Source organism: Rhodoferax sp. WC2427 (genome assembly GCF_040822085.1).
In the GTDB taxonomy this organism is placed as follows: Bacteria; Pseudomonadota; Gammaproteobacteria; order Burkholderiales; family Burkholderiaceae_C; genus Rhodoferax_B.
Genome location: NZ_CP162006.1, coordinates 2,591,516 through 2,613,102 on the forward strand (window position 1 = coordinate 2,591,516; position 21,587 = coordinate 2,613,102).

22 protein-coding genes are annotated in these 21,587 nt (G+C 65.5%); 12 read left to right on the forward strand and 10 right to left on the reverse strand.

All coding sequences use genetic code 11. From position 1 onward, the window contains the following. The first annotated feature begins 2 nt into the window (after positions 1-2). Positions 3-1,235 carry an OmpA family protein gene (locus tag AB3G31_RS12195; RefSeq protein ID WP_367846353.1) on the forward strand — a complete coding sequence of 411 codons (1,233 nt, stop codon included), beginning with the start codon at positions 3-5 and terminating at the stop codon, positions 1,233-1,235. Next, a complete protein-coding gene (locus AB3G31_RS12200) occupies positions 1,236-1,727 on the forward strand; it encodes a hypothetical protein (RefSeq protein WP_367846354.1) in 492 nt (163 codons plus the stop codon). Between the two features lie 116 nt (positions 1,728-1,843). Here the strand turns inward: AB3G31_RS12200 and AB3G31_RS12205 are convergent, their stop codons facing one another. Then, positions 1,844-2,344: a Fur family transcriptional regulator gene (locus tag AB3G31_RS12205; protein WP_367846355.1), complete on the reverse strand. Its 501-nt coding sequence runs from the start codon at positions 2,342-2,344 to the stop codon at positions 1,844-1,846. Between the two features lie 229 nt (positions 2,345-2,573). On the opposite strand from AB3G31_RS12205, the gene AB3G31_RS12210 reads away from it, so the two are divergent. From AB3G31_RS12210 to AB3G31_RS12220, 3 genes are all read left to right on the forward strand, one after another. Then, complete coding sequence (locus AB3G31_RS12210; protein ID WP_367846356.1) at positions 2,574-3,290, forward strand: metal ABC transporter ATP-binding protein; 717 nt, start codon at positions 2,574-2,576, stop codon at positions 3,288-3,290. Next, a complete protein-coding gene (locus AB3G31_RS12215) occupies positions 3,280-4,146 on the forward strand; it encodes a metal ABC transporter permease (protein ID WP_367846357.1) in 867 nt (288 codons plus the stop codon). The genes AB3G31_RS12210 and AB3G31_RS12215 overlap by 11 nt, the downstream gene beginning before the upstream one ends. Positions 4,147-4,235: 89 nt before the next feature. Next, positions 4,236-5,114 (forward strand): metal ABC transporter substrate-binding protein, encoded by an 879-nt coding sequence (locus tag AB3G31_RS12220; RefSeq protein WP_367846358.1) that lies wholly within the window; start codon positions 4,236-4,238, stop codon positions 5,112-5,114. Here AB3G31_RS12220 and AB3G31_RS12225 read toward each other — a convergent pair. The 3 genes from AB3G31_RS12225 to msrA all read right to left on the reverse strand — a co-directional run bounded on the left by AB3G31_RS12225 (position 5,080) and on the right by msrA (position 6,947). Next, a complete protein-coding gene (locus AB3G31_RS12225; RefSeq protein WP_367846359.1) occupies positions 5,080-5,700 on the reverse strand; it encodes a DUF938 domain-containing protein in 621 nt (206 codons plus the stop codon). The genes AB3G31_RS12220 and AB3G31_RS12225 overlap by 35 nt on opposite strands. A 10-nt stretch (positions 5,701-5,710) precedes the next feature. Beyond that, complete coding sequence (locus AB3G31_RS12230; protein WP_367846360.1) at positions 5,711-6,013, reverse strand: DUF2007 domain-containing protein; 303 nt, start codon at positions 6,011-6,013, stop codon at positions 5,711-5,713. Between the two features lie 361 nt (positions 6,014-6,374). Then, positions 6,375-6,947: a peptide-methionine (S)-S-oxide reductase MsrA gene (msrA, locus tag AB3G31_RS12235; RefSeq protein WP_367846361.1), complete on the reverse strand. Its 573-nt coding sequence runs from the start codon at positions 6,945-6,947 to the stop codon at positions 6,375-6,377. Positions 6,948-7,114: 167 nt separating this feature from the next. Here msrA and AB3G31_RS12240 point away from each other — a divergent pair, with 167 nt between their 5' ends. The 7 genes from AB3G31_RS12240 (at position 7,115) to AB3G31_RS12270 (ending at position 15,357) form a co-directional block, all read left to right on the forward strand. Next, a complete protein-coding gene (locus AB3G31_RS12240) occupies positions 7,115-7,867 on the forward strand; it encodes a YdcF family protein (RefSeq protein WP_367846362.1) in 753 nt (250 codons plus the stop codon). Positions 7,868-7,938: 71 nt separating this feature from the next. Continuing rightward, on the forward strand, positions 7,939-8,622 hold the full coding sequence (locus AB3G31_RS12245; RefSeq protein ID WP_367846363.1) for a TetR family transcriptional regulator: 684 nt from the start codon (positions 7,939-7,941) through the stop codon (positions 8,620-8,622). Then, entirely contained in the window at positions 8,619-9,779 is a 1,161-nt protein-coding gene (locus tag AB3G31_RS12250) for an efflux RND transporter periplasmic adaptor subunit (protein ID WP_367846364.1), read from the forward strand. The genes AB3G31_RS12245 and AB3G31_RS12250 overlap by 4 nt, the downstream gene beginning before the upstream one ends. Before the next feature lie 6 nt (positions 9,780-9,785). Continuing rightward, positions 9,786-12,947 (forward strand): efflux RND transporter permease subunit, encoded by a 3,162-nt coding sequence (locus tag AB3G31_RS12255; protein ID WP_367846365.1) that lies wholly within the window; start codon positions 9,786-9,788, stop codon positions 12,945-12,947. A gap of 32 nt (positions 12,948-12,979) precedes the next feature. Continuing rightward, entirely contained in the window at positions 12,980-13,645 is a 666-nt protein-coding gene (locus tag AB3G31_RS12260; RefSeq protein WP_367846366.1) for a protein-L-isoaspartate O-methyltransferase, read from the forward strand. A gap of 25 nt (positions 13,646-13,670) precedes the next feature. After that, positions 13,671-14,003 (forward strand): rhodanese-like domain-containing protein, encoded by a 333-nt coding sequence (locus tag AB3G31_RS12265; protein ID WP_367846367.1) that lies wholly within the window; start codon positions 13,671-13,673, stop codon positions 14,001-14,003. Between the two features lie 25 nt (positions 14,004-14,028). Continuing rightward, positions 14,029-15,357, forward strand: a complete 1,329-nt coding sequence (locus tag AB3G31_RS12270) for a TolC family outer membrane protein (protein WP_367846368.1) — start codon at positions 14,029-14,031, stop codon at positions 15,355-15,357. 73 nt (positions 15,358-15,430) lie between these two features. On the opposite strand, the gene AB3G31_RS12275 is transcribed toward AB3G31_RS12270, so the two are convergent. The 6 genes from AB3G31_RS12275 to AB3G31_RS12300 are packed head-to-tail and all read right to left on the reverse strand — an operon-like array spanning position 15,431 to position 21,534. Next, positions 15,431-16,396, reverse strand: a complete 966-nt coding sequence (locus tag AB3G31_RS12275) for a dipeptidase (protein ID WP_367846369.1) — start codon at positions 16,394-16,396, stop codon at positions 15,431-15,433. Next, positions 16,393-17,160: an ABC transporter ATP-binding protein gene (locus AB3G31_RS12280; protein ID WP_367846370.1), complete on the reverse strand. Its 768-nt coding sequence runs from the start codon at positions 17,158-17,160 to the stop codon at positions 16,393-16,395. The genes AB3G31_RS12275 and AB3G31_RS12280 overlap by 4 nt, the downstream gene beginning before the upstream one ends. Further along, on the reverse strand, positions 17,157-17,996 hold the full coding sequence (locus AB3G31_RS12285; protein ID WP_367846371.1) for an ABC transporter ATP-binding protein: 840 nt from the start codon (positions 17,994-17,996) through the stop codon (positions 17,157-17,159). The genes AB3G31_RS12280 and AB3G31_RS12285 overlap by 4 nt, the downstream gene beginning before the upstream one ends. After that, on the reverse strand, positions 17,993-18,901 hold the full coding sequence (locus tag AB3G31_RS12290) for an ABC transporter permease (RefSeq protein ID WP_367846372.1): 909 nt from the start codon (positions 18,899-18,901) through the stop codon (positions 17,993-17,995). The genes AB3G31_RS12285 and AB3G31_RS12290 overlap by 4 nt, the downstream gene beginning before the upstream one ends. Further along, a complete protein-coding gene (locus tag AB3G31_RS12295; protein WP_367846373.1) occupies positions 18,898-19,914 on the reverse strand; it encodes an ABC transporter permease in 1,017 nt (338 codons plus the stop codon). The genes AB3G31_RS12290 and AB3G31_RS12295 overlap by 4 nt, the downstream gene beginning before the upstream one ends. 6 nt (positions 19,915-19,920) lie before the next feature. Continuing rightward, complete coding sequence (locus tag AB3G31_RS12300) at positions 19,921-21,534, reverse strand: ABC transporter substrate-binding protein (RefSeq protein ID WP_367846374.1); 1,614 nt, start codon at positions 21,532-21,534, stop codon at positions 19,921-19,923. Positions 21,535-21,587: the final 53 nt, after the last annotated feature.

Here is a 21,587-nt window from a genome sequence, read left to right on the forward strand (position 1 = left end):
CCATGCCACGCCTCACCCTCTGCGCATTGCTGACCGTGCTCGCCGCCTGCACCCGGCTGCCGCTGCCCGGCCCGGCAACACCCCCGACCCCCGTAGCCGCCGCGCCTGCGCCCCCACCGGCCGCAGCGCCCGCGGCCCCGCCACCGCCCACCCTGCCCTTTGACGAGGCGGTCACCAGCGCCGCCACCGCGCTGCTGAACAACGCCCGCCTGCCCGGCCCGCCGCGCTACACCGTGGTGATCGACCCGCTGGTGGACGGCATGACCGGGGCCCAGTCCAACGCCACCCGCTCCATGGGCCAGCGGCTGGAGGCCATGATCCGCGCCCAGTACCCGCAGTACGACCTGCAGCCGTTTACCGCCGCCAACGTGGCGCGCAGCCCGCTGGTGCTGATCGGCACCTTCACCGGCGTGAACGCGGCACGGCAGACGGCAGGCGTGCGCGAGGCCTTCCGCATCTGCTTTGCGCTGGCCGACCTGAAGACCGGCAAACTGGTCAGCAAGGGGCTGGCCTTCTCGAAGCCCGAGGGCGTGGACAGCACGCCCCTGGCCAGCTTCCGCGACGCGCCCGCCTGGACCGAAGACCCGGCCACGCAGGGCTACATCCGCACCTGCCAGGGCACGCGCGCGGGCGACCCGATCAACGCGCTCTACACCGAGCGCATCGTCGCCGCCGCCCAGGTGGCCGAGGCCATGGAAGCCTACGACGCGGGCCGCTACCAGGAGGCGCTGGACCTGTACACCAGCGCCCAGCGCACCGCAGCCGGCGACCAGTTCCGCGTCTACAACGGCATCTACCTGGCGCAGTGGAAGCTGGGGCGACGCGACCGGGCCGAGGCCGCCTTTGGCAAGATCGTGGACTTTGGCCTGGCGCAAAAACGCCTGGCGGTGAAGTTCTTGTTCCGCCCTGGCTCCACCGCCTTTGGCACGGACAACCGCCAGACCGAGGCCTACCCGCTGTGGCTCAAGTCCATCGCCACCCAGACCGCCAGCAGCCCCGCCTGCCTGGAGATTACCGGCCACACCAGCGCCACCGGCCCCGAGCCGCTGAACGAACGCCTGTCGCAGCTGCGCGCCGAATACGTCAAAACCCGCCTCGAAGCCAGCAACCCGACCCTGGCCAAGCGCAGCATCGCCAACGGGATGGGTTCGCGCCAAACCCTGGTGGGCAATGGGCGCGACGACGCCTCGGATGCGCTGGACCGCCGGGTGGAGTTCAAAGTGATTGGGTGCTGAATGGCCACCGCTCTTGATCTGCTGCGCCAGGCCAAAGCCGCTTACGGCGCCGAGTACGAAAAGCACCTGTTCGAGCAGTACAAGCTCTACGTGGACATGGCCGACCGCATCAGCGCCCGGCGCATGCTGGCCAACTCGTTCTTTGTGGGCGTGCACACCGCGCTGATCACCGCCTTTACCGTGATGCTGAAAGAGAAAGTGCTGCAGCCCACCCTGACCGGGCTGGCGCCATTCCTGGCGGTGGTGTTGCTGTGCTTCATCTGGTGGCGGGTGGTGTACTCGTACCGCCAGCTCAATTCCGCCAAGTTCAAGGTCATCCACGCGCTGGAGCAACTGCTGCCCGCCGCGCCGTTTGATGCGGAATGGACCGCCCTGGGCCGCGGCACCGATGCCCGCCGGTACCTGCCGCTGACCCATGTGGAAAACTGGGTGCCGGTGTGCTTTGGCCTGCTGTATGTGCTGCTGGGGCTGACGCTGTACACGGTTAGATGAAAAATAGGCCGCTAGCGCTTATGGAATGGGCGTAGGCAGCTACTTTTTAGATAGCATAGCCCACAGGCCCGGTGGCAGCAACCATGCGCAGCTTTAAAGCACTTGTGCAGTGCTGATCAACGCTGGAATCCCTTGCCGGGCGCGCAGTCGCCGCAGATGCCGCGCAACGCCAGGTCCACGCTGACGTTTTGCTGGCCCAGGGTCTTCAGGGCCTGGATGGCGGCAATGGCGGCCTGTGCCAGCTCGGCGTTGGTTTTGTCCATCTGGCCTTCCAACGGCAGGTCGCGGTGGCAGGCGTTGCATTCGAAATGCGGCGCGGCAGGGGCGTCGTCGTTGACCGCCTGGTAGTGGCGCACGCGCTCGGCGTCCACCTTGCAGCGCAACAGGCCCACCTCCGACAGGCGGTCCAGCAGGCGGTAGAGCGTGACGCGGTCCAGGGTGATGCTGGATTCACGGGCCAGGGCTTCCTGCAGCTGCGCGTGGGTCCAGCGCGTGTCGGCGTGGGCGCGCAGCCAGTCCACCACCATGCGGGCGGCATTGGTGCGGCGCAGTCCGTGGGCGACCAGCAGGTCGTCGGAGGAGCTTGCGGAGGAAGTGGAAGGTAAAGATGCAGCCATGGGGTTCTCGCAATCCTGAAACCAGCAATATCGCAACCATGTTGCGATATACTTTGTTGCAATTGGGTTGCATTATCGCGCCGATTCCGCAACCCGTACCGACTTTACCCCGCCCCATGACAACTCTCTCCCGCCCCCGTTTTCTGGCACTGTCGGCAACCGCCCGCCTGCTGCGCGTGGTCCCCGCCCTGGTGGCCTTGTGGTTGGCCGTGGCCTGGGCGTCCGGGCCATGGTGACACTGGACGGGCTGACCGTCACCTACCGCGACCGCCCCACCCTGCACGGGGTCAGTGGCCGTTTTGCGCCGGGCTCGCTTACCGCGGTGGTGGGGCCCAACGGCGCGGGCAAAAGCACCTTGTTGAAAAGCATTTTGTCGCTGCTGCCGATTGCCCAAGGCCACCTGCAGGTCCACGCGCCACGCGGGCGCATTGCCTATTTGCCGCAGCAGTCGGCCATCGACCGCAGCTTTCCCATCACCGTGCATGACTGCGTGCTGCTGGGGGCGTGGCAGTCGGCGGGCGCGTTGGGCGGGCTGGGCAGTGCGGTGCTGGATGCGGCGGATGCTGCCTTGCACACCGTGGGCCTGTGCGGCTTTGCGCAGCGGCCCATCAGCGCCTTGTCGGCCGGGCAATTCCAGCGGGTGCTGTTTGCCCGGCTGCTGCTGCAAGACGCAGATCTGATCCTGCTGGACGAGCCTTTCAACGCCATCGACAGCAAAACCACCGCCGAGCTGCTGGCCCTGGTGGCCGACTGGCATGCCCGCCAGCGTACCGTGATTGCGGTGCTGCACGACCACAGCCAGGTACACCAGCACTTCCCGCAGACCCTGCTGCTGGCGCGCGGCGTGGTGGCCTGGGGCGACACCGCCGAGGTGCTGACGCCGCAGCACCTGGCACAGGCCCGGCTGCTCGGCGAAAGCTGGGACGACCACCGCCATGCCGCTTGACGCCATGCAGCACCTGTACGACCTGGCGATTGCGCCCTTTGCCGACTTCCTGTTCATGCGCCGCGCACTCGTCTCTGCCCTGGCGCTGGCCCTGGGCGCGGCCCCGCTGGGGGTGCTGTTGACGCTGCGCCGCATGAGCCTGTTTGGCGAGGCGCTCAGCCACGCCATCCTGCCCGGCGTGGCGCTGGGCTTCATGTTCTTTGGCCTGTCGGCCATTGCCATGACGCTGGGCGGGCTGCTGGCGGGCATGCTGGTGGCGGCGGTGTCGGGCCTGGTGAGCCGCGCCACGGTGCTGCGCGAGGACGCGAGCCTGGCCGCCCTGTACCTGGTGTCGCTGGCGCTGGGGGTGATGCTGGTGTCGCGCCGCGGCTCGCAGCTGGACCTGCTGCACATCCTGTTTGGCAGCGCGCTGGGCGTGGATGCCAGCGGGCTGGTGCTGGTGGCCGGGGTGGCTACGGTCACGGTGGGCGCGTTGGCCGTGTTTTACCGGGCGTTTTTGCTGGAGAGCTTTGACCCGGCCTACCTGCAAAGCGCCAGTGGCCGCAAGGCCGCCGTGGTGCAGCAGGGCTTTTTGCTGCTGGTGGTGTTGAACCTGGTGGCGGGCTTCCAGACCCTGGGCACGCTGATGGCCGTGGGCATCATGATGCTGCCCGCCGTGTCGGCCCGGCTGTGGCACGACACCCTGCCCGCGCAAATGCTCAACGCCGTGGCGCAGGCCGCCACGGCCAGCTTCCTGGGCCTGCTGATTTCCTACCACCAGGACACCGCCAGCGGCCCCACCGTGATCGTCTGCGCCGGAAGCCTGTACGCCCTGTCGCTCTTGCTGGCCCCACGCGGCTGGCTGCGCACCCACTGAAAGGACTTCCGCAGCGCGCTCTGTATCGCCCTTCGGGCACACAGATCGACTTGCGTAAGTCCTGCCGATTTTTATAAAGGAGCTTCCTCATGCTTTTCAAACGCGTTCTCGCCGTGCTGGCCGTAGCCATGTCCTTTGGTGCGTCGGCCCAAATCCCGGTCACCACCAGCTTCAGCATCCTGGCCGATCTGGTGCAAGTGGTGGGTGGTGACCGGGTGGCCGTGACGGCGCTGGTCGGCCCCAACGAGGATGCCCACGTGTTCGAGCCCAAACCCGCCGATGCCAAGGCCATCCTTGCATCGAAACTGGTGGTCAGCAACGGCCTGGGCTTCGAGCCGTGGATGGGCAAGCTGGTGCAATCCGCAGGGTACAAGGGGGCCAGCGTGATCGCGTCCACCGGCGTGCAGCCGCGCAAGATGGAGGATGAGGGCCGCACCGTCACCGACCCGCATGCCTGGCAAAACCCCGCCAACGTCATTTATTACGTGAACAACATCCGCAAGGCGCTGGAACAGCTCGACCCCGCCGGGGCCGCAAGCTACCAGGCCCGCACCAGCGCCTATGTAGCCGAGCTACAGGCGCTGGATGCCTGGGGCACCGCCCAGTTTGCCGCCGTGCCCGCTGCCAAGCGCAAGGTGATCACCTCGCACGACGCGTTTGGCTACTTTGCCGCCCATTACCAGCTGAAGTTTCTGGCCCCGCAAGGCGTGTCCACCGACGGTGAAGCCAGCGCCAGGCAGGTCGCCAGCCTGATCCGCCAGATCCAGCGCGAGAAGATCAAGGCGGTGTTCATTGAAAACATGGCCAACCCCAAGCTGCTGGCGCAGCTGTCGAAAGAAGCCAACGTCGTCCCCGGTGACACCTTGTACGCCGACGCACTATCGGCCCCCGACCAGCCGGGTGCCAGCTATCTGAAGATGGCGCGCCACAACATCACGGCGCTGGTGGCGGGTTTGCAGAAAAACTAAAGGTAAGCAGCAAGTTGTTGGCCGGCATGGCTACCCGCTCGCGCAGCGCCAGGCCCGCCAGCGCGGCCTGTTGCACCACGTCGTCGAGTTGGCGGATGCCCCAGGCGGGGTCGCGCTGGCGCAGGTCGGCATCAAAGTCCAGGTTGCCCGCCGACGTGGGCACGCCGCGTTCCAGGTAGGGGCCGTAGGTGATGAGCACGCCGCCGGGGGCCAGGTGGGCCGCCGCCCCGCGCATCAGCGCCGCGCAGGTGGCCCAGGGGGAGATGTGCAGCATGTTGGCGCAGTAGATGGCATCGAATTTTTCTACCAGCGGCCACGGGGCCAGCACGTCCAGCCGCAGCGGCGGCAGCACATTGGCCACCCCGGCTTGCGTACACCAGTAGGCGATGGAGCCGAAGGCATCTTCCTGCGCATCGCTGGGTTGCCAGGTCCAGCCGGGCAGGCCGTGGGCAAAACCGGCCACATGCTGGCCGGTGCCACTGGCGATTTCCAGCGCCCTGCCCTGGGCGGGCAGGACGCGCTGCAACACTTTCAGGATGGGCGGCAGGTTGCGCTCCGCGGCGGGGCTGTGTTGGGGAATGTTCATACGCCTATTTTCAGGCAGGCATCCAGGCCGCGCAGTGCCAGCACTGCTCAAATCCGCCCTCCACCAGCTCACCACAGACGCACAGCCAGCGGTGTTGGGGCAGGTTTTGCAGGTGGTGCAAGAGCGTGCGGGCGCGGGTTTCCTGGGTGGGGTGGTGGATCCAGACCTCGGGCAGGCACTGGTCGGGGGGTAAATCGCCAGCAATGCCGCTGAGGTACTGGCGCTGCACGCTGGCGGTGATGCCTTCAAACTGCAACGCGTCCACCCACAGCGTGGCGATGGCGAGGTTCGGGGCTTGGGTCAGGCGCAGCATGCGTTAGAACGTGTTTATGATCTCTTTGGGGTCGCGCAGGTGCCTGTTCGGGATGCGCAGTTAGGCGCAAAACCCAAGCCCAGGCGTCCGCCTGGGCTGGTTTTGTAACGACACTGAGCGCCCGAAAAGGCACCTGCCCTTCGGGTTGGGGTGAAATCGGGCGATTTGTCTGCCCCAGCCCTTGCATGGGCAGGGAGCCCATGCTGCGGTCTGCGACAACCAACTCATCCCGATTGCACCCCAACGCGATCCCAAAGAGATCATAAACACGTTCTATGGCATACGCCGCTGCACCGGCAAAAACTACACTTTTTATAGCTGCTTGTGCTGATGGAATAAGCACGGGAGGCCTAAAACACTCTCAATGTTTCACCAGGTTGGCAAAGGTCTTGCGAAACTTCTCCACCTTGGGGGCGGCCACCATCAGGCAGTAGCCGTGGCCGGGGTGGTTCTCGAAATAGTCCTGGTGGTAGGGCTCGGCGGGCCAGTAGTTGCGCAGCGGTTGCACTTCGGTCACGACCGGCTTGCGGTAGCTGCCGCTGACCGCCAACTCGGCCAGGAAGGTGTCGACCACCGCCAATTGCTCGGGCGTGCTGGTGTAGATGCCGCTGCGGTACTGCGTGCCCACGTCGTGGCCCTGCTGGTTCAACGTGGTGGGGTCGTGGATGACAAAGAAGACTTCCAGGATCTCGCGCAGGCTGATCTGTGCCGGGTCAAACTCCAACCGCACCACCTCGTTGTGGCCGGTTTCACCGCTGCACACCTCTTCGTAGCTGGGGTTGTCGGTGTGGCCATTGCAGTAGCCGTTTTCCACGTCGGTAATGCCCTGCACCTTCACGAACACGGCCTCGGTACACCAAAAACACCCCCCTCCTAGGGTAATTACTTGGCGTGCGGCGGGTTCGGAGGGAGTAAAGGAGGACGTGTTTTGCATAGCCTGCTTTGTACTCCTTTTTTAGGAGTACGCACTTGTACACTTCGATTGTCTTCAACTTTACTGAATTAAAAGTTTGGGGCCAAAACGGGTTCTAACGCCCATCTATTGAGCGCAAGCAGCTATTAAAAAGTGAGCATATGGAATTGGGCGAATTAAAACCCTTGTTGACCGCACTCGTCTTGCCGCCCGCAGCACCGCTGTTGCTGGCGTTTGGGGGGCTGCTCATGGTCTGGCGCAACAAGCGCCTGGGGAGCGTGCTCTGCGTAGCGGGTCTGGGCGGGCTGTGGCTGCTGGGCTGCAACGCGGTGGCCGTCTGGCTGGCGCTGCATATCCTGCCGCAAGTCCCCGCCCTGCCGCCGTCTACCGCCGCTGCGCTGCTGCAGGCGCGCCAGGTGCAGGCGGTGGTGGTGTTGGGCGGCGGCGTGCAGGCATTTGCGCCTGAATACGGCGCGGCGCAGCCCACGGCGGATACAGCCACCCGGCTGCGCTACGGTGTGTGGCTGGCCCGCCAGTCGCAATTGCCGCTGGCCTTTGCGGGCGGGGTGGGCTGGGCCAACAGCGGCACGGCCGCGCCGTCCGAAGGGGCTGCCGCCCGCGCCGCCGTGGCCCAGGACTACGGCCTGGCCCTGCGCTGGGTGGACGACCAGTCCCGCGACACCGCCGAGAACGCGGCCCGCCTGCAGGCCCTGCTGGCAGCCGACGGCGTGCAACGCATCGCGCTGGTCACCCAGGCCTGGCACATGCCGCGTGCGCAGCTGGCGTTCGAGCGGGCCGGGTTTACCGTAACCCCCGCACCCACCGGCTTCACCCTGCCGCAGCAACGCAGCCTGCTGGAATGGCTGCCCACCGGCCACGGCCTGCAGTCGTCCCGCGAGGTGCTGCGCGAGTGGCTAGGGCTGTGGGTGGCGAGGCGTTGACGCGTCCATACCCCTGCATTGACGCTTGCCGGGCGCAAGGGCTACATTAATAACCAGCCAGTCAGTAGCCCATGCCCACCACACCCTCCTCCAACCCGGCCGAACCCCAGGCCAAGCGCGCGCGCCGCAAGGAGGCGCGGCCCGGCGAGCTGCTGGCCGCGGCCCTGGACCTGTTTGTGGAAAAAGGCTTTGCCGCCACCCGGGTGGAAGAGGTGGCCCAGCGCGCCGGGGTGTCCAAAGGCACGCTGTTCCTGTACTTTCACAGCAAGGAAGAGCTGTTCAAGGCGGTGGTGCGGCAAAGCCTGTCGGCGCGCTTTTTTGAGTGGAGCGCCGAGGTGGACGATTTCACCGGCAGCAGCGCCGACCTGCTGCGCCACGGCATGCTGAGCTGGTGGGAGCGCGTGGGCAACACCCAGGCATCGGGCATGACCAAGCTGATGCTGACCGAGGCGCACAACTTTCCCGAAATGGCCGCCTTCTACCAAACCGAAGTCGCACAGCCCTACCAGGCGCTGGTACGGCGCATCCTGCAGCGCGGCATCGACAGCGGGGAATTCGCCCCGATGGACCCGGAAATGGCCATCTACAGCGTGACCGCGCCACTGATTTTTCTGGCCATGTGGAAGCACTCCATGGGCAACCACCCCTGTGCCCCGGCGGCGCTGGACCCGCAGGAATACCTGGCCTCGCAACTCCATATTCTTTTGAACGGGCTGCGCGTGCGGCCCCCACAGACCCGTCTGCCCCCCCTATGAAACCCTGGACAAAGTGGGCCACCGTGGCCGTGGTTGCGGTAGTGCTGGCTGGCGGCATCGCCCGTGCCGTACAAACCCGCCAGCAGCAACAGGCCGCCGTGGCCGCCGCCGCGGTGGCCAAACTCGCCAATGCCATCGAACTGGCCCGCAGCGACATGGTGCTGGCGCAAACCCGCACACTGGTCCAGGGCCTGCCGATCTCCGGGGCCCTGAAAGCGGCCGACTCCGCCGTGGTCAAGGCCCGGGTGGCCGGGGAACTGCAAGGCCTGGCGGTGCGCGAAGGCGACAGCGTGCAGGCCGGGCAGGTGCTGGCCCGCATTGCGCCCACCGAAGTCCAGGCCCGCCTGCAGCAGGCGGTGGAGCAGGCCGGTGCGGCCCAGGCGCAGATCGACATTGCCCAGCGGCAGTTTGCCAACAACCAGGCGCTGGTCGACCAGGGCTTTATTTCCAAAACCGCCCTGGATGCCTCGCAGGCCACGCTCAATGCCGCCCAGTCCACCCACCGCGCGGCGCTGGCCGCCGCCGCCGTGGCGCGCCAGACGGTGGCCGACGCGGTGCTGCGCGCGCCCATCTCGGGGGTGGTGTCCCAGCGCCTGGCCCAACCGGGCGAGCGGGTGGCGCTGGACACCCGGGTGCTGGAGATTGTGGACATCCGCCGCATGGAGCTGGAGGCCTCGGTCAGCGCCGCCGACGCGGTGGCCCTGCGGGTCGGCCAAACGGCGCAGCTGCACATCGAAGGCAGCGCGTCGGACGCCCAGATTACCGCCACCGTGGCGCGCATCAACCCCAGCACCCAGGCGGGCAGCCGCAGCGTGCTCGTGTACCTGGCCGTGGCGCCCGCGCCCGGCCTGCGCCAGGGCTTGTTTGCCGAGGGCACGTTGGGTACGGCACAAGTCGCCACCCTGGCCGTGCCAGTGAGCGCACTGCGCACCGACAAGCCTCTGCCCTATGTGCAGGTGGTCGCCAACGGCAAGGTAGTGCACCAGACCGTGGTGCCTGGCCTGCGCGGCCAAACCATGGTGCCTGGCCTGCACGGCCAGGTGGGCACCGAGGCGATGGTGGCCGTGACCGGGCTGGCCGACGGCGCGCAGGTGGTCCAGGGCAGCCTGGGCACGCTGGCCGAAGGCACGCCCGTCACCTTTACTAAAGCGCGGTAGCGGCCTATGTGGTTCACCCAGGTCAGCCTGAAAAACCCGGTTTTCGCCACCATGGTGATGCTGGCCCTGGTGGTGCTGGGCGCGTTTTCGTACCAGCGCCTGCAGGTGGACCAGTTCCCCAACATCGACTTTCCGGTGGTGGTGGTCACGGCGGAATACCCCGGCGCATCGCCCGACATCGTGGAGAGCGAAGTCACCAAAAAGATCGAAGAAGGCGTGAACGCGATTGCCGGTGTCAACACCCTCACCTCGCGCAGCTACGAGGGCCAGTCGGTCGTCATCATCGAGTTCCAGCTCTCGGTGGATGGCCGCAAGGCCGCCGAAGATGTGCGCGAGAAAGTGGCCGCCGTGCGCCCGCTGCTGCGCGACGAGGTGAAAGAGCCGCGGGTGCTGCGCTTCGACCCCAGCAGCCGTGCGGTGTGGTCGCTGGCCGTCCTGCCCGATGCCAGCAAAACTAAGGCCCTGAGCGCCATCGAGCTCACCAACTGGGCCGACCAGGTGCTGAAAAAACGCCTGCAGAACGTGCGCGGCGCGGGCTCGGTCACGCTGGTGGGCGGCACCCAGCGCCAGATCAACATCTACCTGCACCCCGGCGCCATGGAAGCCCTGGGCGTGACAGCAGACCAGGTGGTCAACGCGGTGCGCGGCGAAAACCAGAACCTGCCGCTGGGGGCGATCCGCAACCTGGCGCAAGAGCGGGTGGTGCAGATCGACGCGCGCATGCAGCGCCCGGAAGACTTTGGCCAGATCATCGTGGCCCGCAAGAACGGCCTGGTGCGCGTGGACCAGGTGGCCAGTGTGGTGGACGGCGCGCAGGAAATCGACTCGCTGGCGCTCTACAACGGCCAGCGCACCCTGCTGCTGAGCGTGCAGAAGTCGCAGGATGAAAACACCATCGAAGTGGTAGATGGCCTGAACGCCGCCATTGCCGAACTCACCCCCCAGCTACCGCCCGGCCTGCGGCTGGAACCCATCACCGACGCGGCCCGGCCGATCCGCGTGGCGGTAGACAACGTGCGCAAGTCGCTGTTTGAAGGCGCGGCGCTGACCATCCTGATCGTGTTTTTGTTCCTGAATTCCTGGCGCTCCACGGTGATCACCGGGCTGACCCTGCCGATTGCGCTGATCGGCACCTTTTTGTTCATGAACATCTTTGGCTTCACCATCAACATGATCACGCTGATGGCGCTGAGCCTGTGCGTGGGCCTGTTGATCGACGATGCCATCGTGGTGCGCGAAAACATCGTGCGCCACGTGCAAATGGGCAAAACGCCCTACCAGGCCGCGCTGGAGGGCACGCAAGAGATCGGCCTGGCGGTGCTGGCCACCACGTTTTCGATCGTGGCGGTGTTTTTGCCGATCGGCTTCATGGGCGGCATCATCGGCAAGTTTTTCCATGAATTTGGCATCACCATCGTGGCGGCGGTGCTGATTTCGATGTTTGTCAGCTTCACGCTGGACCCGATGCTGTCCAGCATCTGGCACGACCCGGCGGTCGAAGCCCATGGCCAGCACCACCCGCCGGTGGGCATGTACGACAAGACCATTGGCCGCGTGACCCAGTGGTTCGAGCGCGCCACCGACCGGCTGGCCGATGGTTACCAAACCATTCTGCGCTGGGCGTTGGGGCACAAGCTGACGACCCTGGCCGGAGCGCTGGCTATTTTTGTTACCAGCCTGTTCATGGTGCCGCTGCTGGGCACCGAGTTTGTGCCCAAGGCCGACTTCTCGGAAACCACGCTCAATTTCTACACCCCGGTGGGTTCGTCGCTGGAGGTGACCGAGGCCAAGGCCCGCCAGGTCGAGTCCATCGTGCGCGAATTTCCCGAGGTGCGCTACACCCTGGCCACCCTCAACACCGGCAACGCGGCGGGCAAGATGTATGCGTCGCTGTACATCCGGCTGGTAGACCGCAAGGCCCGCAGCCGCAGTGTGGACCAGATGGCCAGCATCCTGCGTGAGCGCCTGCGCAGCGTGCCGGGCATCACCGTGACCCACGTGGGCCTGCTGGACTCGGTGGGCGGCAACAAGCAGGTGGAATTCTCGCTGCAGGGGCCGGACCTGCAGGTGCTGGAGCGGCTGTCGCGCCAGGTCAGCGACAAGATCCGCGGCATCCCCGGCCTGGTCGATCTGGACTCCAGCGTCAAGCCCGACAAGCCCACCGTGCACGTGGAAGTGCGCCCCGAGGCCGCCAGCGACCTGGGCCTGGGCGTGGCCAGCATCGCCAGCCAGCTGCGCACCCTGGTCGCCGGGCAGACAGTGGGCAACTGGCGCGCCCCCGACGACCAGACCTACGACGTCAACGTGCGCCTGGCCCCCAGCGCCCGCAGCACCGCCGAAGACCTGCAGCGCCTGCCCTTCATCACCGCCACCAACGCCGATGGCAGCCCACGCGTGGTCCGCCTGAACCAGGTGGCCCGCATCACCGATGCCACCGGCCCGAACCAGATCAACCGGCGCAACATGGCCCGCGAGGTGGCGGTCAACGCGAACGTCTACCAGCGCTCGGCGGGCGAGGTATCCAACGACATCCGCACGGTGCTGGACGGCATGGCCCTGCCGCCCGGCTACCGCTACCAGTTCAGCGGCTCCACCAAGAACATGGCCGAGGCTTTTGGCTACGCGATTTCGGCCCTGGTGCTGGCGGTGCTGTTCATCTACATGATTTTGGCCAGCCAGTTCAAGAGCTTCTTACAGCCACTGGCCCTGATGACCGCCCTGCCCCTGACGCTGATCGGCGTGGTGCTGGCGCTGCTGCTGTTCCAGTCCACGCTGTCGATGTTCTCGGTGATCGGCGTGGTGATGCTGATGGGCCTGGTGACCAAGAACGCAATCTTGCTGGTGGACTTTGCCATCCGCGCACGGGACGACGGCATGGAACGCAGCGAAGCCCTGCTGCTGGCCGCCAAGGTGCGGCTACGCCCCATCCTGATGACCACGCTGGCCATGATTTTTGGCATGGTGCCACTGGCCTTTGCGCTCAGCGAAGGCTCGGAGCAGCGCGCCCCCATGGGCCAGGCGGTGATGGGCGGCGTCATCACCTCGTCGCTGCTGACGCTGGTGGTGGTGCCGGTGGTGTATTGCTACATGGACGACCTGGCTATGTGGCTGCAACGTAAATGGACGGCAAAACGCCGGGTCATGGCACTTTCCCCCCCTAAAATCTAACGTTAACCTCGCACTTGAACCCAAAGACCACCATGACCACCACCGCCCAGCTCGAACAGACCCGCTTCAACATGATCGAACAGCAAATCCGCCCCTGGGACGTGCTGGAGCCGTCGGTGCTGGCGCTGCTGAACACCGTCAAACGCGAGCAGTTTTTGCCCGCCGAGAGCCAGGCCTTTGCCTTTGTGGACATGGAAGCCCCACTGCCCGGCGGCCAGTGCATGCTGTCGCCCAAGGTGGAAGCCCGCGCCCTGCAAGACCTGAAGATCCAGAAGCACGAGAAAGTGCTGGAAATCGGCACCGGCTCGGGCTACATGGCCGCCCTGCTGGCCGCCAGTGCCCACAGCGTGCTGTCGCTCGAAATCCTGCCCGAACTGGCCACCCTGGCGCGCAACAACCTGCGCAATGCCGGTGTGCGCAACGTCGAAGTGCGCCAGGCCGACGGTGCCCTGGGTGCCCCGGCCGACGGCCCGTTCGACGTCATTGTGCTCAGCGGCTCGGTGGCCAAGGTCCCCGACGCCATCAAGTCCCAGCTCAAGGTGGGTGGCCGCCTGTTTGCGGTGGTGGGCCAGGAGCCCATGATGTGCGCCAACTTCGTCACCCGCACCGGCGAAACCACCTACACCACCACCCAGCCTTGGGACACCGTGGCCCCGCGCCTGGTGCACTTTCCCGAGCCTTCGAAGTTCTCGTTCTAATCCACGCTTAATCCACGTTGCATCCATGATTTCCCAAATCCCTCCCGCCGACCTGTCCCAGTGGCTGCAAGGCCAGACCGCCCCGGTGGTGCTGGATGTACGCGAGCCCGGTGAATGGCAGGCCGCCAGCGTGCAGGCCGACGGCTTCACCCTGGTCAAGCTTTCGATGGGCGACATCCCCGCCCGGCTGGCCGAGCTGGACCCGCACCAGCCGATCGCCTGCCTGTGCCACCACGGTGCGCGCAGCCAGCGCGTGGCCCAGTTTCTAGTGCAAAACGGTTTTGAAAATGTGGTCAATATCGCCGGTGGTATCGATGCCTGGTCGCAGCAACGCGATGCCGGTGTGCCCCGCTACTAAACGCCTGAAATTGGAAATGACAAGGATGACCATGCCCCGCTTCCCGCTCGCCTCTTGCACTTTGGCCCTGCTGGCCGCTTTCTCTGGCGCGGCCCATGCGCAAAGCCTGGTGGAGCTGTATGACGCGGCACGGGCCACCGATTCCACCTACCAGTCGGCCAAGGCGCTGTATGACGCAAACCTGGCCAAGGCCGACCAGGCCAAGGCGGGTATCTTGCCCAGCGTCGGGCTGGCAGCCGGCCTCAACCGCAATCTGCTCGAAGGCCGCAATCCGACATTTGACAAAGACTACACCACCCAGTCCGCCACGCTCAGCGCTTCGCAGCCCCTGTACCGGCCTGCCAACCGTATCAACTACCAACAGGGTCTGAAGCTGGTCGACGTGGCCCAGGCGCAGCTGGCGGCCGCCGAGCAAGACCTGGTGGTGCGCGTGGCCCAGGCCTACTTTGACGTGCTGGGCGCGGGCGACACCCTGAATTTTGTGCGGGCGCAAAAAACCGCGGTGGGCGAGCAACTGGCCTCGGCCAAGCGCAACTTCGAAGTCGGCACCGCCACCATCACCGACACCCGCGAAGCCCAGGCCCTGTTCGACCTGGTACGGGCCCAGGAAATTGCCGCCGAAAACGACCTGCTGGTGAAAAAGCTGGCGCTCGACACCCTGGTCAGCAGGGTCGACGCCCAGCCCATTCCGCTGGCGCAGCCCGTGGTGCTGCCGACCGTGCAGCCTGGCGATATCAGCACCTGGGTACAGCAAGCCGAAAGCCTGCAGCCCAACGTGGTGCAGGCCGTGGTGGCCCTGGACGTGGCCCGGCTGGAAACCCAAAAGGCCAAGGCGGGCAACCTGCCCACGCTGGACCTGACCGCGGGTTACAACGTCAACCGTTACCCCAACGGCACCACCAGCAACCTGCCGGGCTCACGCACCAACACCACCCAGATCGGTCTGAGCTTCAACATTCCCTTGTTTGCAGGCTTCTCTATCCAGAACCGCATCCGCGAAACCCTGTCGCTGGAAGACAAGGCCCAAGCCGACCTGGATGCCGTCCGCCGTGCCGTCAGCCAGGCCACCCGGGCCGCGTTTTACGGCGTGCTGTCGGGCGTGGGCCAGGTCAGCGCCCTGGAAGCCGCTGAAGCCTCCAGCCAGATTGCGCTGGATGCCAACAAGCTGGGCTACCAGGTGGGTGTGCGCATCAACATCGACGTGCTGAACTCGCAAAGCCAGTTGTTCCAGACCAAACGCGACCTGGCGCAGGCCCGCTACAACGTGCTGCTGGGCAGCCTAAAGCTGCGCCAGGCCAGCGGCAGCCTGAAGCCGGAAGACCTGCAGGCGGTGAATGCACTGCTGGTGCGCTGACACCATAACGCTATATTATTAATAGCTTCTCATGCTGATGGAATAAGCGTGAGAAGCTGTTTTAATATAAAAGTTATTTCCACACCTGCTGCGCCACCCGCAGCATGTTGCCGCCCATGACCTGCGCGGCATCGTCGGCGGACAGTCCCACATCCTGCAAAGCTTGCGCCAGACCCTGCCAGGTCTCCACCGGGGTGTAGCGGGCCCGGCTGATGGCCCGGTTGTAGCCTGCAGACTGCGGCCACCAGTAGCTGGGGTCGTAGCCACCGGGCGGGTCGTCGTTGAGTTCGGGCTGCCCAAAGCTGATGTCCAGCCCGATACCCACATGCTGCACACCCACCAGATCGGCCACATAGGCCGCGTGGCGGGCCACATCGGCGGCAGTGGGTGCGTCATTGCCCAGAAAGAACGACACCCCCGACACGCACACCACCCCGCCGGTGGCGGCGCACGCGCGGATTTGTGCGTCTGTGATGTTGCGGCCATGCTCCACCAGCGCCAGCGGATTGGCGTGGCTGAAGATCACCGGGGCGGTGGAGGCGGCCATGATGTCCAGGCTGCACTTTCGGCCGGTGTGCGAGCAGTCCATCAACATGCCCGCCGCGTTCACCGCCTGCACCATGCGCTCGCCCAGCGGGGTCAGGCCGCGCTCGGTGTCGTGGCAGCCGTCGGCCACGCTGTTGTTGCGGTTGTAGGCAAAGTGGATCTGCCGCACCCCCAACGCCGCGTACAGCGCCACCATCTCGGGCTGCTCCAGCAGCGGCATAGCGCCTTCCAGGTCGAAGCCGATGGCGATCTGGCCGCCTGCTTTGGCCAAGGCAATATCGGCCACGCTGTGGGCCAGCCGGTAGCGCTCCGGGTGGGCGGCAATGGTGGCGCGGAATCCAGCGATCACGGCCATCACCTGTTGCACCGGGTTCATGTCCATGCCGACGTTGATCGACACGTAGTCCACCCCGGCGGCGTGCAGCCGGTCGATGGGGGCAAAGCTGGCCTGTGGGTGCAGCGGCAGGCAGGCATGGGATTCCCAATGGATCATGGTGTGCTCGCTTTCCTTCGGAAACCTACGGCGGCTTCCATCAATTGGCGGGTGTAAGGCTGGGCCACACGGCTGGCGGCCAGATCGCTGGAGGCCAGCATTTCCACCGTCTGGCCGCGCTGCATCACCATCAGGCGCTGGCACAGGTGGGTGACCACCGCCAGATCGTGGCTGACCATGATGAAGGTCAGGCCGCGGCGGGCGCGCAGGGTTTCCAGCAGGTTCAGCACCTCGGCCTGCACCGAGGCATCCAGGGCCGAAGTGGGTTCGTCCAGCAGCAGAATCTGCGGCTCCAGAATCAGGGCGCGGGCAATGGCAATACGCTGGCGCTGCCCGCCCGAGAGCTGGTGCGGGTAACGGAAACGAAAGCCCTGCCCCAGGCCCACCTCGTCCAGCGCGCGCTCAATCCGCGCCTGCTCGTCGCCGATGCCGTGGATGGCCAATGGCTCGGCCAGCAGGCGATCGACCGTGTGGCGCGGGTGCAGCGAGCCGTAGGGATCTTGGAACACCATTTGCACCAACCTGCGAAACGGCTTGCTCCCAGGCAAAGGTTGCGGTGCCGGGCCTAAGAGCTGCACCGTGCCGGTTTCCCGCTTTGCCAGCCCGCAGATGGCGCGCAACACGGTGGATTTGCCCGAACCCGATTCGCCCACAATGCCAAAGCTCTCGCCCGCCTGCACCGTGAACGAAGTGTCGGCCACCGCCACAAAACCGTCGAAACTGACGCGCAGGTTATTGACCTCCAGGCCCACAGACGCGCTCATAAAGCCCACTCCGGCTGGCGGTTCAGCGTGGGCAGCGGGTGCCGGTTGTCGCCGAGCTGCGGCAGGCAGTTCAATAGCCCCAAGGTGTAGGGGTGCTTGGCTTGCGCCAGCCCGCCCGCGGGCAGCTCCTCGACCACCCGCCCGGCGTACATCACCAGAATGCGGTCGCAAAAGGTGGAGACCAGGCGCAGGTCGTGCGACACAAAAATCAGGCCCATGCCGCGCTGCACCACCAGTGCGTCCAGGATCGCCAGCACCTGCAGCTGCACGGTCACGTCCAGGGCCGATGTGGGTTCGTCAGCAATCAGCAGGTCGGGGTTGGCGATCAGCATCATGGCAATCATGGCGCGCTGGCCCATGCCGCCCGATACCTCGTGCGGGTACAGCTTGTACACGCGGGCCGGGTCGTCGATCTGCACCTGCTCCAGCGCCGCCAGGGCCTGTTTTTTGGCCTGGGCGTTGGATACCTGGGTGTGCGCCTGCAGTGTCTCAACGATCTGGTCGCCGATGCGCATCACTGGGTTAAGTGAGAACTTCGGGTCTTGCAGCACCATGGCAATGCGGCCACCGCGCAGCTTGCGGCGCTCCTGGGCGCTGCAATGCATCAGGTCGGTGCCTTTGAACGCCAAACGCTTGGCAGTGACCCGGCCTTCGGGGGCCGTCAGGCCCAGAATCGCCCTACCCGTCTGCGACTTGCCCGAACCCGATTCGCCCACGATGCCCAGCCGCTCCTTGCCCAGCGTGAACGACACGCCGCGCACCACCTCCACCCAGCCGCCGTCGCGGTTGGGAAATGCCACCCGCAGGTCATCGACCACCAAAAGGGGTTCTGTCATTTCACGCCTTTCGGGTCGAGCGCATCGCGCAAGCCGTCACCCACCAGATTAAAGGCCAGGCTGACCAGGAAAATCGCCGCCCCCGGTGCTGCCGCCACCCACCACTGGTCGAGCACGTACTGGCGGCCATTGGCGATCATCGCGCCCCACTCGGGTGTGGGCGGCTGCGCGCCCAGGCCCAGAAAGCCCAGCCCGGCGGCCGTCAGAATAATGCCCGCCATGTCCAGCGTGACCCGCACGATCACCGAAGACAGGCACAGCGGCATGATGTGGTGCAGCACGATGCGCCAGGGCGACGCGCCAATGAGCTGCACCGCTGCGATGTAGTCGGTCTGGCGCACGGTCAGCGTTTCGGCACGGGCCATACGCGCGTACGGCGGCCAGGCGGTGATGGCAATGGCGATCACCGCGTTTTCAATGCCGGGGCCGAGCGCCGCCACAAAGGCCAGCGCCAGGATCAGCCGGGGAAAGGCCAGAAAAATGTCGGTGATGCGCATCAGCGCCGCATCCACCATGCCCCCGGCATAGCCCGCCACCGTGCCCACCAGCAGGCCGATGGGCGCGGCCAGCACGGCCACCAGCACCACCACCATCAAGGTGATGCGCGAACCATGGATGAGGCGCGACAAAATGTCCCGCCCCTGGTCGTCCGTGCCCAGCCAAAACAGCTGCGAAGGCGGCAGCAACCTGGTGGTGCGCAAATCGCCCACGGTGGGCGAGTACGGCGCGATCAGCGGGGCCAGCAGGGCCACCAGCACCAGCGCCAGCACAATGGCCAGGCCGAGCACCGCCAGCCGGTTGCGCAGAAAGATGCGCCAGGCGCCGTAGGCCCGGCCCCAGGCGGCCTGGCGGCGCGAGGCGGGCCGGTCGCTCATCAGCCAGTCGTGCAAATTGCTTGTGGTCATCGGGTCCTAGTACGGGGGTCCAGCGTCTTGTAAAGCAAGTCCGACAGCAAGTTCAGGCCAATGAAAATCGAGCCCACCACGATAGTGCCGCCCAGCACCGCGTTCATGTCGGCGTTTTGCAACGAATTGGTGATGTACAGGCCCAGGCCCGGCCAGGCGAACACGGTCTCCGTCAGCACCGAGCCTTCAAGCAACCCGGCGTACGACAGGCTGATCACGGTGACCAGCGGCACCATGGCATTGCGCAGCGCGTGCCGCCAGATGATGCGGGTCTCGCTCAAACCCTTGGCGCGGGCGGCCACGATGTACTCCTGCGACAGCTCGTGCAGCATGAAAGAGCGCGTCATACGGCTGATATAGGCCAGCGAAAAATAGCCCAGCAGCGAAGCGGGCAGGATCAAATGCGACAGCACATTGCCAAACGCATCCCACTGCCCGGCCATGGCCGCGTCCAGTAGCAACAGGCCGGTGACCGGGGTCAGGGTGTATTCATAAACTACATCGATGCGGCCCGGCCCGGCCACCCAGTCCAGCCTGGCGTAGAACAGCACCAGCCCCATCAGACCCAGCCAGAAGATCGGCACCGAATAGCCCACCAGGCCCATCACGCGCACGATCTGGTCCACCACGCCGCCCCGGCGCACGGCGGCCCACACGCCCAGCGGCACACCCAAAGCCACGCCAATCAGAATGCCCAGCGTGGCCAGCTCGAAGGTGGCGGGAAACGCGCGGCGGATGTCGTCCATCACCGGGTGCGAGCTCAGCACTGAGGTGCCAAAGTCACCGCGCAGCACCTTGCTGATGTAGATATAAAACTGCTCCCACAGCGGCTTGTTGAAGCCCAGCTCTTCGCGCACCCTGGCCACCAGCTCGCCCGAGGCCCGGTCGCCCACGATGGCCAGCACCGGGTCGATGGGCATGACCCGGCCAATGAAGAAGGTGACGGCCAACAGGCCCAGGTAGGTGAGGACGATGACGACCGCAAACCGCCCTACGGCCTGGAGTTTTCGCATGCAGGTTTAGCGCTTGCTGGCGGTAAACATGTAGTCTGAGCCGAACGTGGGGCCGAGCTTGAAGCCCGCCACGTTGCTGCGCACCGCCGCCACTTCCACCTGCTGGTACAGCATGATGAAGGGGCTGGCCTTGCGGAATTCGGCCTGCATGTCTTCGTAGATCTTTTTACGCTTGCCGGTGTCGCGCTCCACCACGGCGGCATCGGCCATTTTTTCCAGCTCGGGGGCCACCCAGGCATTGCGCCAGGCCAGGGGCTTGGCCTTGGCATCGTCGCTGTTGTCGGTGTTTTGCACAAAGGTGGCGTTGCTGTGCGGGTCCCAGTAGTCGGCGCCCCACTGGCCGATGTACATGTCGTGGGTGCGGGCGCGGTACTTGGTGAGCACCTGCTTGCCGTCGCCGGGGATGATTTCGATGTCGATGCCCGCGCGCTTGGCGTTTTGCTGGAAGGACTCGGTAATGCCCTGCACCGGCTGGATGGTGCGCATGTCGATGGTGACCTTGAAGCCATTGGGCAGCCCGGCCTTGACCAGCAGCGCACGGGCCTTGTCCACGTCCAGCTTGTACGGGTTGACGGTGCTGGCCCCCAGCAGGCCCACGGGCAGGAAGTTCTGGTCTACGGTGCCGATGTTCTTGATCAGCGTGTCGCCAATGGCAGCGTAGTCCACCAGCCATTTCAGGGCTTCGCGCACCTCGGGCTTGGCCAGGTTGGGGTTCTTCTGGTTCAGGCTGATGTAGTAGACCGTGCCCTTGGGGGCCGATTCGATCTTGATGTCCTTGTTGCTGGCCATGGCGGCCAGATCTTGCGGGGCCAGGTTGCGGGCCATGTCGATGTCGCCCTTTTCCAGCAGCAGGCGCTGGGTGCTGGACTCCTTGATGTGGCGGTACAGCACGCGGGCCAGCGGGGCCTTTTTGCCGTAATAACTGTCGTTGCGCTCCAGCGCCACCACTTCATTGGCGCGCCATTCGCGCAGCTTCAAGGGGCCGGAACCGGCGTAATGGGTCTTGAGCCAGGCATAGCCCAGGTCGCCCGCCACTTCGTTGGCCAGCACCAGCTTTTTGTCTACCACCGCGCCTACGTCGGCGGTCAGGCAGTTCATGACAAACGACGGGGCATAGGCCTTGTCGGTTTCCAGCGTCATGGTCAGCGCACCGGTGGCCTTGATCTTGTCTTTGACATTGGTTTTGCTAAAACCAAACTGGGTGAGGATGAAGGCCGGAGACTTGTCGAGCAACACCGCGCGCTGCAGCGAGAAAGCTACATCGTCTGCCGTGAGCGGGTTGCCGGAGGCAAACTTCAGGCCGGGCTTGAGCTCGAAGCTGAAGGTCTTGCCATCGGCCGACACGGTCCAGGACTTGGCGATGTCGTTGACGAGTTTGGACGGGTCGTTGATGTCCAGCCGCACCAGGCGGTCGTAGATATTGCCCATGACCTCGCTGGCCGAGATTTCAAACACCTCGGCCGGGTCCATGGTGATGATGTCGTCGAACGCAAAGGCCACCACCAGCGTGTCCTTGGGCGTGGCGGCCAGGGCGGGCGCCATGCCGTAGCCTAAAACCAGGGTCGAGGCCACGGCTGCTGCCAGCGTGCGGCGGGAGAGTACGGGTGTCGTAAAACGCATCTGAACATCCTTTGGGTAAGAGGCAAAAACTACTCAGGGGAACTCCGCAAGAA

Excerpts from the sequence above, each read along its gene's own strand:
- AB3G31_RS12245 (WP_367846363.1), top strand. The coding sequence starts at position 7,939 with ATGCCCACCACACCCTCCTCCAACCCGGCCGAACCCCAGGCCAAGCGC.
- AB3G31_RS12285 (WP_367846371.1), bottom strand. The coding sequence starts at position 17,996 with ATGACAGAACCCCTTTTGGTGGTCGATGACCTGCGGGTGGCATTTCCC.
- AB3G31_RS12290 (WP_367846372.1), bottom strand. The coding sequence starts at position 18,901 with ATGACCACAAGCAATTTGCACGACTGGCTGATGAGCGACCGGCCCGCC.
- AB3G31_RS12265 (WP_367846367.1), top strand. The coding sequence starts at position 13,671 with ATGATTTCCCAAATCCCTCCCGCCGACCTGTCCCAGTGGCTGCAAGGC.
- AB3G31_RS12250 (WP_367846364.1), top strand. The coding sequence starts at position 8,619 with ATGAAACCCTGGACAAAGTGGGCCACCGTGGCCGTGGTTGCGGTAGTG.
- AB3G31_RS12260 (WP_367846366.1), top strand. The coding sequence starts at position 12,980 with ATGACCACCACCGCCCAGCTCGAACAGACCCGCTTCAACATGATCGAA.
- AB3G31_RS12230 (WP_367846360.1), bottom strand. The coding sequence starts at position 6,013 with ATGCTGCGCCTGACCCAAGCCCCGAACCTCGCCATCGCCACGCTGTGG.
- AB3G31_RS12225 (WP_367846359.1), bottom strand. The coding sequence starts at position 5,700 with ATGAACATTCCCCAACACAGCCCCGCCGCGGAGCGCAACCTGCCGCCC.
- AB3G31_RS12300 (WP_367846374.1), bottom strand. The coding sequence starts at position 21,534 with ATGCGTTTTACGACACCCGTACTCTCCCGCCGCACGCTGGCAGCAGCC.
- AB3G31_RS12205 (WP_367846355.1), bottom strand. The coding sequence starts at position 2,344 with ATGGCTGCATCTTTACCTTCCACTTCCTCCGCAAGCTCCTCCGACGAC.
- AB3G31_RS12200 (WP_367846354.1), top strand. The coding sequence starts at position 1,236 with ATGGCCACCGCTCTTGATCTGCTGCGCCAGGCCAAAGCCGCTTACGGC.
- AB3G31_RS12220 (WP_367846358.1), top strand. The coding sequence starts at position 4,236 with ATGCTTTTCAAACGCGTTCTCGCCGTGCTGGCCGTAGCCATGTCCTTT.
- AB3G31_RS12275 (WP_367846369.1), bottom strand. The coding sequence starts at position 16,396 with ATGATCCATTGGGAATCCCATGCCTGCCTGCCGCTGCACCCACAGGCC.
- AB3G31_RS12295 (WP_367846373.1), bottom strand. The coding sequence starts at position 19,914 with ATGCGAAAACTCCAGGCCGTAGGGCGGTTTGCGGTCGTCATCGTCCTC.
- AB3G31_RS12280 (WP_367846370.1), bottom strand. The coding sequence starts at position 17,160 with ATGAGCGCGTCTGTGGGCCTGGAGGTCAATAACCTGCGCGTCAGTTTC.
- AB3G31_RS12270 (WP_367846368.1), top strand. The coding sequence starts at position 14,029 with ATGACCATGCCCCGCTTCCCGCTCGCCTCTTGCACTTTGGCCCTGCTG.
- msrA (WP_367846361.1), bottom strand. The coding sequence starts at position 6,947 with ATGCAAAACACGTCCTCCTTTACTCCCTCCGAACCCGCCGCACGCCAA.
- AB3G31_RS12195 (WP_367846353.1), top strand. The coding sequence starts at position 3 with ATGCCACGCCTCACCCTCTGCGCATTGCTGACCGTGCTCGCCGCCTGC.
- AB3G31_RS12255 (WP_367846365.1), top strand. The coding sequence starts at position 9,786 with ATGTGGTTCACCCAGGTCAGCCTGAAAAACCCGGTTTTCGCCACCATG.
- AB3G31_RS12210 (WP_367846356.1), top strand. The coding sequence starts at position 2,574 with ATGGTGACACTGGACGGGCTGACCGTCACCTACCGCGACCGCCCCACC.
- AB3G31_RS12215 (WP_367846357.1), top strand. The coding sequence starts at position 3,280 with ATGCCGCTTGACGCCATGCAGCACCTGTACGACCTGGCGATTGCGCCC.